The sequence below is a fragment of the Novosphingobium sp. TCA1 genome (assembly GCF_009811895.1).
GTDB lineage: Bacteria > Pseudomonadota > Alphaproteobacteria > Sphingomonadales > Sphingomonadaceae > Novosphingobium > Novosphingobium panipatense_A.
The window spans coordinates 12,973-25,483 of sequence record NZ_BLJH01000024.1 but is presented as its reverse complement, the minus strand read 5'-3'; the positions used below and the strand labels follow the sequence as shown (position 1 = coordinate 25,483).

Below are 12,511 nucleotides of genomic sequence, written 5' to 3'. Positions count from 1 at the left end.
GCCGCCAGCATATTCAAAGGCCGAGCGGTGGCGCGCATTCCGCGCAAGTCGCGAAGAATGCTCCAGAATGGCGACATCCCCAGCATCGACCTCGATTGCGGCTCTGGCGGATTTCCAAACAGGCTCTAAGAAGCGGGGATGGATTGGATTCTTGCCCTTTTGCTGGGCTATGCCCTCGGCTCCGTGCCTTTCGGTCTCCTGATCACGCGCCTTGCCGGTGCGGGCGACTTGCGATCGATCGGTTCCGGCAACATCGGCGCCACCAATGTGCTGCGCACCGGGCGCAAGGGTCTTGCCGCGGCAACGCTGCTGCTGGACTTGCTCAAGGGCCTGGCCGCCGTGCTGATCGCCGCCCATTTCCTGCCCGAATGGACCTGGCTGGCGGCGCTTGGCGCCTTTCTCGGCCATTGTTTCCCGGTCTGGCTAGGCTTCAAGGGCGGCAAGGGCGTTGCCACTACGGCGGGCATCGCCTTCGGTCTCGCCTGGCCGGTCGGCCTTGCCTATGCGGTCACCTGGATCGGGCTGCTGCTGACGGTGCGGATTTCCTCGGTGGCGGGGATGACCGCGGCCGTCGTCGCGCCGCTTGCGGCGCTCCTCCTGGGGCACGGTGAGCCCGCAGGGGTGCTCGCGGTGATCGCCGCGATCGTGGTGTTCCAGCACCGCGAGAACCTGGCCCGCCTGCGCGCGGGAACGGAACCCAAAGTGGGGAGCGGCAAGAAGCCGTGACCGCCAGCGGGGGGCGCGCAGAGGCGGAACTTTCGGCGGAGGGCGGCATGCCGCTTTCGCAGGAGGAAGCCTTCGCGCGGATCCGGCTTCTGCGCTCGCCGAATATCGGCCCGGTTACCTACATACAGCTTCTCGCGCGCTTCGGCGAAGCACGCGCCGCCATCGACGCGCTGCCCGATCTGGCGGGTCGCAGCGGACGGCCCTACGAGGCTGCATCCGAGCGCAAGGTGCAGGCGGAGATCGCGGAGACTCGCAAGGCCGGGGCGCGCTATCTCTTTCACGATTCGCCTGATTATCCCACCTTGCTCGCCCATTGTGAGGGTGCGCCGCCGATCCTGACATTCCGGGGCGACCCCGTGCTGCTAGGGCGCCCGGCCGCGGCCGTGGTCGGCGCGCGCAACGCTTCGGCGGGGGCCGTGAAGTTGGCCCGCGACTTTGCCCATGGGCTCGCCTGCGCGGGGTTTACGGTGGTTTCTGGTCTGGCGCGCGGCATCGACGGCGTGGCGCATGCCGGGGCATTGGCCGCAGGACCGGATAGCGGACGGACCATCGGCGTGATCGCCAGCGGTATCGACATCGCCTATCCGCCGGAGCACGCCGCCCTGCAGGAACGGGTCGCGGTGGAAGGACTGCTGCTGGCCGAGCAGCCGCCGGGAACCGAGCCGCTTGCACGCCATTTTCCCACCCGCAACCGCATCATCGCCGGCCTTGCCGCCGGGACGCTGGTGGTGGAGGCCGCGCCAAGGTCCGGCTCGCTCATCACCGCGCGGCTGGCCGGGGAAATGGGGCGGGAGGTCATGGCGGTTCCCGGCTCGCCGCTCGATCCGCGGTCGCACGGCTGCAACCAGCTCATTCGTGACGGAGCGGTGCTCGTGCAATCGGTGGACGACGTCGTGGAGCTGCTGTCCGGCTTCGACGGCTCTCCCGGATCGCGCTTCGTTTCTGTCTTCGGAGGCCATAAGCCTGCGCCGCGCGTGGAAGGCGAAGAGAGTACCGGAAGCACCGTGCTCCCTGTCGCCAACCTGCTGACCACCGCCCCCGTCGCGGTGGACGAATTGATTCGCCAGTCCGGTGCCGATGCGCCTTCGGTGCAGATGGCGCTGTTGGAACTCGAGATCGGCGGCAGGTTGCTGCGCCATGCGGGCGGCAGGGTAAGTCTGGCCTGAGGCCCAATGCAGGCGCCATGCGGCGAAAAGTTACGAACTGAAATGAAGATGCCACATCTTCCGCGCTTGACGAGTGCCCCAATCGCTTCCCACCCTATGCGTACACGTATATGCGCACGCGTAGGGCACGTGTACGCAGCCACGTCTCATGGGGCACAGAGTCTGAAAGAATGCAGCTAGTCATCGTAGAATCGCCGGCGAAGGCGAAAACCATCGAGAAGTACCTCGGCAAGGACTACAAGGTTCTCGCCAGCTACGGCCATGTCCGCGACCTTCCGCCGAAGGACGGCTCCGTCCGCCCGGACGAGGGCTTCGAGATGGACTGGGAGCTTTACGGCGACAAGCAGAAGCAGGTGAAGGCGATCGCCGACGCCGCGAAGGGGGCCGACCGCCTGATCCTGGCGACTGACCCTGATCGCGAGGGCGAGGCCATTTCCTGGCACGTGCGCGAACTCCTGGCGAAGCGCCGCGTGCTGCCCAAGGACGTGCAGCGCGTTACCTTCAACGCCATCACCAAGGACACCGTCACCAAGGCGATGACCCAGCCGCGCGAGCTGGATCAGGACCTGATCGACGCCTACCTCGCCCGTCGTGCGCTGGACTATCTGTTCGGCTTCACGCTTTCTCCGGTGCTCTGGCGCAAGCTGCCGGGCGCCAAGTCGGCGGGCCGCGTGCAGTCGGTGGCGCTGCGCCTGATCGTCGATCGCGAGCGTGAGATCGAGGCTTTCAAGCCGCAGGAATACTGGTCCGTCGCGGCGCAGATGGCGCATGACGGCACCGACTTCACGGCCAAGCTCGTCGCCTTCGAGGGCAAGAAGCTCGACCGGCTGAGCATTGGCGAGGAAGGCACGGCGATGCGCGCCAAGGCCGCCGTCGAAAGCGGCGCCTTCAAGGTGGAATCGGTCGAGACCAAGCCACACAAGCGCAATCCGCAGCCGCCGTTCACCACCTCGACGCTCCAGCAGGAGGCCGCGCGCAAGCTGGGTTTCTCGGCCAGCCAGACCATGCGCGTCGCGCAGACCCTCTACGAAGCGGGCGCGATCACCTACATGCGTACCGACGGCGTGCAGATGGATCCGAGCGCGATCTCGGCCGCGCGCGCTGCGATCACCGACCGCTTCTCGGGCCACTACCTGCCCGAGCAGCCGCGCGTCTACCAGACCAAGGCGAAGAACGCGCAGGAAGCCCACGAGGCGATCCGCCCGACCGACTTCACCAAGGACCGCTACGGTTCGGGTGACGAAGGGCGTCTCTACGACCTGATCTTCAAGCGCGCGATGGCCAGCCAGATGGCCTCCGCCGCGCTGGAGCGCACCACCGTCACCTTGCGCGACGGCACCGGCCAGCACGAGCTGCGCGCCTCGGGCCAGGTGGTGAAGTTCCCCGGCTTCCTCGCCGTCTACGAGGAAGGGCAGGACAACAAGTCGGACGATGACGACGGCGGCCTGCTGCCCTTCATGAAGTCGGGCGACATGCCCGCCAAGAAGGACGTCACCGCCGAGCAGCACTTCACCCAGCCGCCGCCGCGCTTCTCCGAAGCCAGCCTCGTCAAGCGTCTGGAAGAACTCGGCATCGGCCGTCCGTCGACTTATGCGGCGACGATCCAGGTCATCAAGGACCGCAACTATGTCCGCACCGAGAAGAACCGTTTCTTTGCAGAGGAATCGGGCCGACTTCTCACATCGTTCCTCGAACGCTTCTTCCCGCGTTACGTGGCCTATGAGTTCACGGCCGGCATGGAAGACGAGCTGGACGACGTGTCCGGTGGCCGCCAGGAATGGAAGGCGTTGCTCGAAGCCTTCTGGCGCGATTTCAAGCTGAAGTCCGACGAGGTCATGGAGAAGAAGCCCTCGGAAGTGACCGAGGCGCTCGATGAATTCCTCTCCGACTACCTGTTCCCGCCCAAGGCGGACGGCACCGACCCGCGCCTCTGCCCCAAGTGCGGCGAGGGCCGTCTGTCGCTGCGCGGCGGGCGCTACGGCGCTTTCGTTGCCTGCTCGAACTATCCCGAGTGCAAGTTCACCCGCAAGTTCGCGCAGCCCGGCGGCAGCGCTGATGGTGGCGATGACGAATCGCTGGGTCAGGACCCTGAGACCGGCCTCGAGATCGTGCGCCGCACGGGTCGGTTCGGTCCTTACATCCAGCTCGGCGAGGGCAAGGAGGCCAAGCGTGCCTCCATCCCGAAGGATATCGACGAGCTGACGCTGGAGTGGGCGATCAAGCTGCTCGGCCTGCCGCGCACGGTCGGCCAGCATCCCGAAAGTGGCAAGGACATCACCGCCAGCATCGGCCGTTACGGTCCTTATCTGGCACATGACGGCAAGTATGCGCGCCTGCGCAATACGGCCGAAGTCTTCGATACCGGCATGAATGCGGCGGTCTCGATGCTGGCCGATGCCGCCAATCGCGGCGGTGCGGCAAGGGCCAAGGCAGAGCCGATCAAGGTGCTGGGCGCCCATCCGACCTCCGGCGGCGAAATCAAGGTGCTGGCGGGCCGCTATGGCCCCTATGTCACCGACGGCACCACCAACGCCACGTTGCCGCGCGACCAGAAGCCTGAAGACCTGACGGCCGAGCAGGCGATCACGCTGATCGACGAGAAGGCCGCCAAGGGACCGGCCAAGAAGAAGGCGCCGGCAAAGAAAGCGGCTGCCAAGAAGGCGCCTGTCAAGAAGGCCGCCGCCAAGGCGGACGGGGATGAGAAGCCTGCGGCGAAGAAGGCGCCTGCGAAGAAGGCGCCTGCGAAGAAGGCTGCGGCAAAGAAGACCCCGGTGAAGAAGGCTGCCGCCAAGGCCGCTTCGTGATGCCGGCAACTGTCGTGCTGGCCGGTGCATTGGTTGCACCGGCCTTCGACATCGACGATGTCAGGCAGATGGGGCAGGCGATCGGCATGATCGATCCGCGCCGGAGCGGGTTCAAGAGCCTGCTCCTGACGGTCGATCCCGAAGGCAGGGTAGTATCCTGCGCGGGAGGTGCGTCGGGCGGGGAACAACGCGTGCTGGCACAGCTTTGCGACAATGCGAAGCGCGTTCGTTTTGCGCATGCCGCTTCGGTCGATGGGGTGCCTGTCTATGGGCGTTATCGCGCCGTGCTCAACTTCCGGCGTCTTGAGGCGGGTGGTCCGGGCATCACGCCGTCGGCGCGTCTTGCCCCGGATATGTCGCTTACCTTGCGGGCTCGGCAGGATGGACGAAACGAACCTTTCGCCATTGCCGTCAACGCGCTGGTTGCGCCGGACGGCAGTGTGCAGCGCTGCGAAGCCCCGGATGGCAAGCCCAACAGCTACGTCGCCACGGTCTGCATGAAAGTGCTGGCTGGCAAGTTGCCGATCGTCGAGGCGGCGAGCGGCCAGGCGACGTCTTATGTTCAGACATTTACGGCCCATTTCCAGTTCGGAAAGACGGCGACCAAGGAGTTACCCTGATGAGCGACAAGATCGCCAAGCACAAGCAGCCCTGGAAGCCCGAGGAGCTTCAGAAGCTCCAGACCCTTGCGGGCAAGGGCAAGGGTTTGAAGGAAATCGCCAAGGCGCTCAACCGCACCGAGGAGTCGACCAAGGATGCCGCGCGCCAGCACGGTTTCGCGATCGCCAAGGCGCGCTGAGGCTCAGGGTTTGAGGCGGTAGAGGCCGAATTTCCTCGTACCGATGGTGACGCCCTCGTATCGCTGGTAAGAGCGGGCGAGGGCGCTCTTCATCAGAGACTTGGTCGCGAGATTGGGCAGGTTGGGGCGGCTCGATTCCGCCATCACGATCACGCCCGGGCGGCTCGCCAGAATGCGCCGCACTTCCCAGGCCGGATCCACGCCCAGGGCTGCGGCCTCGTTCATGGCGTTGAGATGGCTGGGATAGGCGAAGCGCGTCGGTATGCAGGCGTTCGTCGTCCTGTAGAGCGCGCTGTCGCCTTCGTAGACGTAGAGGCAGCGGCCGTGAAGTTCGCGGGCCACGGCGGCACTGGCGACCGCGAAATCGCTCGCCGTGCCGCGTTCGCGCACTTGCAGGGCCGGAACGACGACGGCGCCGAGCAGTCCGAAACCGAGCAGTAGCCGACCATACCACCGCTCGCCGCGCGCGCGGCGTCCAAGGGCCGGGGCTGCAAGCACGCATAGCGGCACCAGAACCGGGCCGAGGTAGTGATCGTACCATGTGCCGAAGGCCAGGAAGCCGAGCACCGCAACCAGCGCCCAGATGCGCAAGCCCCGCAGCATTCCCGGATGCTCTCCCGTCACGGGCGTCACACGGCGGGGGGCAAGTCCGATGGCAAGAGCGAAGGGAATGAGCGCCAGGCACTCCTTGGCGAGCTGCGTGAAGGCATCGGCCTGATCGACGGTGCGGCCGAAGATCGAGAGGAAATTCGCCTGCACGAAGGCATCGCCGTGTCCGGCGATCGCGTAGCCGGCCCAGACGATCAGCGTCGGTGTCATCGCTGCCAGGCACCAGGCCAGTCCGCTTGCCGTAAGGCGGGGCAGCGGCCAGCGATCCGCCCGGGCTCTTGCCAGGAGCATGAGCCCGAACCACATGCCCTCGAAGACCGCACTGTACTTGATCTGCAGGGCGAGGCCGATCAGCGCCATGGCGGCGAGGCCTCGCCTGAACAGGGCGGGGTCTTCGGCCCGCGCGAAAGCCTTCAGGACCAGCAGGGCCGCCATCGCCATGGGAAGGTTGTAGAACACCGGCGACTGGCCGAGCGCGACGTTGAAAACCGGCTGATAGAGCAGGTAGGCCAGTCCTGCCGTTCGGGCTGCGTTAGGCGGCGCTATCGCCCGCGCCATTCGCTCGATCAGGATTGCCGTGAGTACCGAGAAGACAAGCCCGGCCAGTTGATAGCCGAGCACCGGATCGATGGGCAGGGCGTGGAAGCCGCGATAGATCAGGAACAGCCCATAGGGCTTGCGATCCCAGATATCGACAAACGGCAGCGCCCCCTGGGCCATGCGCTGGCCCACCAGCAAATAGAACTGTTCGTCGGACTGGAATGCGGGTTTGCCGAGCATGAGCAGGCGAAGCGCGAGGGCGGACAGCAGGTAGAGGGGCAGCGAGGCGATTGCGGGCCTGAACGCGGTGGGTGCCGCCAGAGGCCGCACGATTGCTGACATGACTTCGACCCTTATGCGTCCCCAGCCTTCGGGACGCCCGGGGCAGGTGCTTTCAGTCGCGGGTCATGGAGCGGCAAAGTTGCGGTTTGGAGACTCGCTGCACGCGAGGCTCAGTTCGAAAGGTTGGCGGGCACCGGACTTGTCCGATGCCCGCGATCTCAGCGTTTCGGTCTGGATGTGCCGGCGCCTGTAGCTTTGGAGCCGTTCGGCTTGGCCGTGGCTGCTGCGGGCGTGGTGGCCGCGCGGGGCGGCGGCGGCGCGATGACGGGGGCAGGCGCGGGAACGTTCTGCGGCTGCAGGGTCAGTGTCGGCTTGGGGGCCCTTACGCCGCTGCGGGTCAGCGACCAGGCGATGTCGTTGGCAGTGGCCTGCATGCCTGCGAAATTGAGATGCCATTGCAGGCCCTGGCTGCCGTCGTAGCCTTCCGGCGAGCCGATCATCCAGGGCAGCGGGTCGCACGGCGTATGGGCGGCGGAGGACAGGTCCATGCCGACGACGGTGGCATTGTAGGCCTGCGCGACGCGGGCGGTGATTTCCGACAGTCGCTGGCCGGTGCGGCGGACCACGGCGGCGTGTTCCTCGCTGATCGGCGTGACCGCGCAGAGCCCGCCTGCCTGGGGCAAGGGCGTCAGATACTGGACGAAGACCAGCCGCGTGCGCGGCGCCACCGTGCGGATGCGGCGGGCGATCTCCATCATCTGCATCTCGTCGCGCGCGTAGTCGACTTCGCTGGGGACTTTCACGGCGCCGCAGGCGGCCCGCTTGCTGCCCGCAGGCATCTGGCTGGCGCGATAGAGGCAGGTCGCCGTGAAGAGATTGCCGATGTAATTGAGATCGTTCCCGCCGATCGTCACCGTGACCAGCCGGGTCTGGGGCGTGACGGCATTGATCTGCGGCGCGATTTCGCCCCAGGGGCCGAGCACGTTGTTGGTCGTGGCCCCGGAGCAGGTGCGGTCGGTCAGGATCATCCCGAAGCGTTCGGCCAGAAGCGTCGGGTAGTTGTTCATGCTCTGGCCGCAGCGGGCAGGCGCGCCGGACTTGGCAGGCGGCAGCATCGGTCCTGCCGCGAAGGAGGAACCGATCGCCACGTAGCGCTGTCCGACGAGGCTTTCCTCGATAGCGACTACAGGCGCGACCACAGGCTCGCTTTCGGCGGCCCGCGCCTGTGCGGTGCCGGTCGCGAATATGGCTCCCCCGGATATCATGACGGCGGCAGCGCTTGCCGCCAGCGTGAAACGTGCCATCACTTGACCCAGTCCAGCCCCATTTCCTCATAGAGGTCGCGGGCTTCGGCCCAGTTTTCCTCGACCTTGACGTGAAGGAAGAGGTGGACCTTCTGGCCGAGCACTTCGGCCAGTTCCTTGCGCGCGGCCTCGCCGATCGCCTTGATCTTGGAGCCGCCCTTGCCCAGCACGATGGCGCGCTGGTTGTCGCGCATGACGACGATCTGCTGGCGGATCTCCACCGAACCGTCCTTGCGCTGCTCGTAAGCCTCCGGGCGGACGGCGGCGTCATAGGGCAGTTCCTCGTGGAGCTGCTTGTAGAGCTGTTCGCGCGTGATTTCGCAGGCCAGCAGGCGTTCGCTGGCGTCGGACACCTGATCCTCGGGATAGTGCCAGGGGCCTTCCGGCATGAGGCCGGCGAGATGGGCCTTGAGCTCGGGAACGCCGTCGCCCGAGAGCGCCGAGACGAAGAACACCTCGTCGAACTGGACTTTGCCGGTAAGCTCCTGCGCCAGCACCAGCAGCGGCTCCTTGGCCCCGGCATCGACCTTGTTGATCACCAGGATCTTGCGCTCCGGCCGGGTGGCCAAGGCCTCCAGCAGGGGCTCCAGTTCGTGGCGGCGCTTCTTGATCGGATCGACCACCAGCAGAACCGCGTCCGCTTCCTGCGCGCCTTCCCAGGCGGCGGCGACCATCGCGCGGTCGAGACGGCGGCGGGGCGCGAAGATGCCGGGGGTATCGGCCAGGATGATCTGGACCTCATCGGCCAGCGCGATGCCCAGCAGGCGCGCACGCGTGGTCTGGGCCTTGGCCGAGGTGATCGCCACTTTCTGCCCGACCAGCGCGTTGACCAGCGTGGACTTGCCTGCGTTTGGCGCGCCGATCACGGCGACGAGTCCGCATTTTTCCGTCATTTCAGTTCCTTTGGTCAGGCCTTTGCGCCTGAAATCTGCATTTTTTCAGGCCGGTCCACGCCATAACACGCGCGAACCGAATTTGTGTCAGCGAAGGCACCCGCTCATCCGGGCGGGCGAGAACGCGATCCTACCCGAATTTTCTCATGAATTCCTCGGCAGCGCGAGTCTCTGCGTCCTGCTTGGAATTGGCCGTGGCCCGCGCCGCGCCGACGTTGTGGATCGCCACTTCGACGGTGAACTGCGAGGCATGATCGGGGCCGGAGCGCTCGACCAGCTTGTATTCCGGCATGCGGCGGCGGTTGCCCGCGGCCCATTCCTGCAATGCGGACTTGGGATGCTTGCGCTTGCCCGCCTTGCCCTGCATCGGTTCGGCCCAGAGCTTGCGCACCATCGCGCGCGCGGCCTCGAAGCCACGCTCGGTGAAGCAGGCGCCGATCAGCGCTTCCATCACGTCGCCCAGGATATTGTCGCTATCGAGCCCGCCGTCGTCGCGCGCCTGCTTGCCGAGGCGCATGTGCGGGCCGAGTTCGATCCGGCGCGCGACCTGGGCACAAGTCTGGCGGCTGACGAGCGCGTTGAGGCGCTGCGAAAGGCGGCCTTCCGCTTCCTCGCTGTTCTCGAACAGCCATTCGGCGACCGAGAGCCCGAGGACCCGGTCGCCGAGGAATTCCAGTCGTTCGTAGTTGCGCTTTTCGCCGGTGCTGCCGTGGGTGAGGGCGGAGAGCCAGAGTGCCTCGTCCGCAGGCGCGGCACCCGAGATTTCGGCGAGGAAGGCGCGGTCGTTTGCTTCAAGCACTCAGATCACGCTCCCGATCCGGCTCCAGCGGGCGGCGGTGAACCAGGTCCAGGGCTTGAGCCATTCGGCGTCGCCGTCGGTGGAGAACATCATCACCGCGGCCTTGCCCACCAGGTTGTCCTGCGGGACGATGCCGATGCCCTGGCCCTCGATCGCGGGGAAGCGGCTGTCGAGCGAATTGTCGCGGTTGTCGCCCATCAGGAACATGTGGCCTTCGGGGACGATGTAGACGCCGGTATCGTCCTGCGGGGTCTGGCCGAGGTCGAGCACGTTGTAGCTCTTGCCATTGGGCAGGGTCTCGCGGAACTGCGGGTAGTTGCAGACGGCGCCGCCCTGGGCATCCTTGCCTTCGAATTCCGGCGCATAGCAATGGGTGTTCGCCGTGACGGGCAGCACGAAATCGGGCTGCTTCACGCGCGGCACGGCCTTGCCGTTGAGCCAGACCTGTCCGCCCTTCACCTGCACTTCGTCGCCCGGAAGGCCGATCACGCGCTTGATGTAGTCGATATCGTTGCCCGGAGGTGCCTTGAAGATCACCACGTCGCCGCGCTCGGGCTGGCCGGCGAAGATGCGGCCGGGGATCAGCGGCAGGCTGAAGGGCAGCGAGTACTTCGAATAGCCGTAGGACCACTTCGAAGCGAACAGGTAATCGCCGTTCAGCAGGCGCGGCAGCATGGACTCGCTGGGAATGTTGAAGGGCGAGATGATGAAGCTGCGCAGCACCACGACGCCCAGCACCAGCCAGAGGATAAAGGAGAAGAAGCCTTCATCCTTCTTGGCATCCTTCTTGGCATCCTTCTTTCCGGGGGCGCCTGAGGCGGGGCCGGAGGAAGAAGGGACGGAAGTGTCCGGGGTGGGGCGGGAAGTCGCGGTTTCGATGTCGCTCATGGCTCGAACCCTTGTTGTGCGGCGGGCCATCCGTCAAGTGAGATACCGCGCAAACGGCTATCCGCATCGACCAAAAATGTCATCTCCTTGCCTTTCACGGACGCAAGAATGACACTTGGCCTTCTGCGACCTGCTGGGCATAAGACGGACCCCCAACCTGAACAAAGGAACCATGGCATGAGCGAAGCGGTATGGAACAAGCTGAAAGGATTGCCCAAACCGACGCTTGCCGAACTCTTCGAAGCCGACCCGGCCCGTCTCGACCTGCTGGCCAGTCGCCTGGAGCTGGGTGACGAGACCAGCCCCGGCGCGATCCGGTTCGACTGGTCGAAGACCCACCTCGATGCCGCCCATATCGCCGCTTTCGAGGAACTGGCGCAGGCTACCGACTTTGCCGGACGCCGCGCCGCGCTGTTCGCGGGCGAGATCGTCAATACCACCGAAGGCCGCGCGGCCGAGCATACGGCCCAGCGCGGTGTCGGAAACGAGGAAAGCGTTGCGCTGGCCCACGAATATCACGCCCGCATGGCGGCCATCGTGGAGGCCATCCACCGCGGCGCTATGGGCGAGGTCAAGCACCTGATCCACGTCGGCATCGGTGGATCGGCGCTCGGCCCGGCGCTCGCCGTGGACGCGCTGGCGCGTGACGGTGCCATGGTGGAGGTGCATGTCGTCTCCAACATCGACGGCTGCGCGCTGGAGGCGGCTTTCGCCAAGTGCGATCCGGCGACGACGATGCTGGCGGTGGCCTCCAAGACCTTCACCACCATCGAGACGATGACCAATGCCGAAAGCGTCCTTTCGTGGATGCGGGAAAACGGCGTGGAAGATCCCTATGGCCGCGTCGTCGCGCTCACCGCGGCGCCGGACAAGGCGGTCGAATGGGGCGTGGACGAGACGCGCATCCTGCCCTTCTCGGAAAGCGTGGGCGGCCGCTATTCGCTGTGGTCCTCGATCGGTTTCCCGGTCGCCATGGCGCTCGGCTGGCCGGACTTCGCCGAATTCCTCGACGGCGCGGCGGCCATGGACATCCATTTCCGCGATACCGACGGTATCGACAACCTGCCGCTGCGCGCGGCCTTCGCCGACCAGTACTATACGCGCCTGCGGGGCTGCCAGACCCGCGCGGTCTTCGCCTATGACGAACGCCTCGCCTTGCTGCCGGACTACCTCCAGCAGCTGGAGATGGAATCGAACGGCAAGAGCGTGAAAGTCGACGGCTCGCCGGTCGAAGGGCCGACCGCGCCGATCACCTGGGGCGGCGTCGGCACCGATGCGCAGCACGCGGTGTTCCAGCTGCTGCACCAGGGCACCAACCTGGTGCCGGTGGACTTCATCGCCGCGATCGCTCCTGGCGACGACCTGAACCCGGCGCATCACCGCATCCTGCTGTCGAACTGCTTCGCACAGGGCGCGGCGCTGATGGCGGGCAAGGCCAGCGAAGATCCGGCCCGCGCCTATGCGGGGGATCGCCCTTCCGCGACGATCCTGCTCGACGAAGTCTCGCCCGCGACTTTCGGCGCGCTCGTCGCTTTCCACGAGCACCGCACTTTCGCCAATGCCGTGCTGATGGAGATCAATCCCTTCGACCAGTTCGGCGTCGAACTGGGCAAGGAAATCGCCAAGCAGATCGAGAAGGGCGGCGCCAGCTTCGATCCCTCGACCGAGGCGCTGCTCCAGCTTTCGGGCATCAACTGAAAA

11 protein-coding genes are annotated in these 12,511 nt (G+C 66.0%); 6 read left to right on the top strand and 5 right to left on the bottom strand.

Annotated features, from left to right (window positions below; all coding sequences use genetic code 11):
• Positions 1-138: 138 nt before the first annotated feature.
• The 5 genes from plsY (at position 139) to NTCA1_RS21695 (ending at position 5,495) form a co-directional block, all read left to right on the top strand.
• On the top strand, positions 139-726 hold the full coding sequence (gene plsY, locus NTCA1_RS21715) for a glycerol-3-phosphate 1-O-acyltransferase PlsY (protein WP_086492737.1): 588 nt from the start codon (positions 139-141) through the stop codon (positions 724-726).
• A gap of 47 nt (positions 727-773) precedes the next feature.
• A complete protein-coding gene (dprA, locus tag NTCA1_RS21710) occupies positions 774-1,892 on the top strand; it encodes a DNA-processing protein DprA (protein WP_159831851.1) in 1,119 nt (372 codons plus the stop codon).
• Between the two features lie 170 nt (positions 1,893-2,062).
• A complete protein-coding gene (gene topA, locus NTCA1_RS21705) occupies positions 2,063-4,696 on the top strand; it encodes a type I DNA topoisomerase (protein WP_159831818.1) in 2,634 nt (877 codons plus the stop codon).
• On the top strand, positions 4,696-5,316 hold the full coding sequence (locus NTCA1_RS21700; RefSeq protein WP_159831817.1) for a hypothetical protein: 621 nt from the start codon (positions 4,696-4,698) through the stop codon (positions 5,314-5,316). Before topA ends, NTCA1_RS21700 begins: the two co-directional genes overlap by 1 nt.
• Entirely contained in the window at positions 5,316-5,495 is a 180-nt protein-coding gene (locus NTCA1_RS21695; protein ID WP_086492740.1) for a hypothetical protein, read from the top strand. The genes NTCA1_RS21700 and NTCA1_RS21695 overlap by 1 nt, the downstream gene beginning before the upstream one ends.
• 3 nt (positions 5,496-5,498) lie before the next feature.
• Here NTCA1_RS21695 and NTCA1_RS21690 read toward each other — a convergent pair whose 3' ends face one another.
• The 5 genes from NTCA1_RS21690 to lepB all read right to left on the bottom strand — a co-directional run bounded on the left by NTCA1_RS21690 (position 5,499) and on the right by lepB (position 10,810).
• A complete protein-coding gene (locus NTCA1_RS21690; RefSeq protein ID WP_159831816.1) occupies positions 5,499-6,986 on the bottom strand; it encodes a glycosyltransferase family 39 protein in 1,488 nt (495 codons plus the stop codon).
• Positions 6,987-7,144: 158 nt separating this feature from the next.
• Positions 7,145-8,230: an SGNH/GDSL hydrolase family protein gene (locus tag NTCA1_RS21685; protein WP_236549513.1), complete on the bottom strand. Its 1,086-nt coding sequence runs from the start codon at positions 8,228-8,230 to the stop codon at positions 7,145-7,147.
• Complete coding sequence (era, locus tag NTCA1_RS21680) at positions 8,230-9,123, bottom strand: GTPase Era (RefSeq protein ID WP_086492742.1); 894 nt, start codon at positions 9,121-9,123, stop codon at positions 8,230-8,232. Before era ends, NTCA1_RS21685 begins: the two co-directional genes overlap by 1 nt.
• A gap of 130 nt (positions 9,124-9,253) precedes the next feature.
• Positions 9,254-9,922 (bottom strand): ribonuclease III, encoded by a 669-nt coding sequence (gene rnc / locus NTCA1_RS21675; RefSeq protein ID WP_159831815.1) that lies wholly within the window; start codon positions 9,920-9,922, stop codon positions 9,254-9,256.
• Complete coding sequence (lepB, locus tag NTCA1_RS21670; protein ID WP_159831814.1) at positions 9,923-10,810, bottom strand: signal peptidase I; 888 nt, start codon at positions 10,808-10,810, stop codon at positions 9,923-9,925.
• 177 nt (positions 10,811-10,987) lie between these two features.
• Between lepB and pgi the strand changes: the two genes are divergently transcribed.
• The gene (gene pgi / locus NTCA1_RS21665; protein WP_159831813.1) at positions 10,988-12,508 is read left to right on the top strand and encodes a glucose-6-phosphate isomerase; all 1,521 of its coding nucleotides are present in this window, start codon (positions 10,988-10,990) and stop codon (positions 12,506-12,508) included.
• The last annotated feature ends 3 nt before the right edge of the window (positions 12,509-12,511 follow it).

Excerpts from the sequence above, each read along its gene's own strand:
- era (WP_086492742.1), bottom strand. The coding sequence starts at position 9,123 with ATGACGGAAAAATGCGGACTCGTCGCCGTGATCGGCGCGCCAAACGCA.
- NTCA1_RS21685 (WP_236549513.1), bottom strand. The coding sequence starts at position 8,230 with ATGGCACGTTTCACGCTGGCGGCAAGCGCTGCCGCCGTCATGATATCC.
- dprA (WP_159831851.1), top strand. The coding sequence starts at position 774 with ATGCCGCTTTCGCAGGAGGAAGCCTTCGCGCGGATCCGGCTTCTGCGC.
- topA (WP_159831818.1), top strand. The coding sequence starts at position 2,063 with ATGCAGCTAGTCATCGTAGAATCGCCGGCGAAGGCGAAAACCATCGAG.
- plsY (WP_086492737.1), top strand. The coding sequence starts at position 139 with ATGGATTGGATTCTTGCCCTTTTGCTGGGCTATGCCCTCGGCTCCGTG.
- pgi (WP_159831813.1), top strand. The coding sequence starts at position 10,988 with ATGAGCGAAGCGGTATGGAACAAGCTGAAAGGATTGCCCAAACCGACG.
- NTCA1_RS21700 (WP_159831817.1), top strand. The coding sequence starts at position 4,696 with ATGCCGGCAACTGTCGTGCTGGCCGGTGCATTGGTTGCACCGGCCTTC.
- lepB (WP_159831814.1), bottom strand. The coding sequence starts at position 10,810 with ATGAGCGACATCGAAACCGCGACTTCCCGCCCCACCCCGGACACTTCC.
- NTCA1_RS21690 (WP_159831816.1), bottom strand. The coding sequence starts at position 6,986 with ATGTCAGCAATCGTGCGGCCTCTGGCGGCACCCACCGCGTTCAGGCCC.
- NTCA1_RS21695 (WP_086492740.1), top strand. The coding sequence starts at position 5,316 with ATGAGCGACAAGATCGCCAAGCACAAGCAGCCCTGGAAGCCCGAGGAG.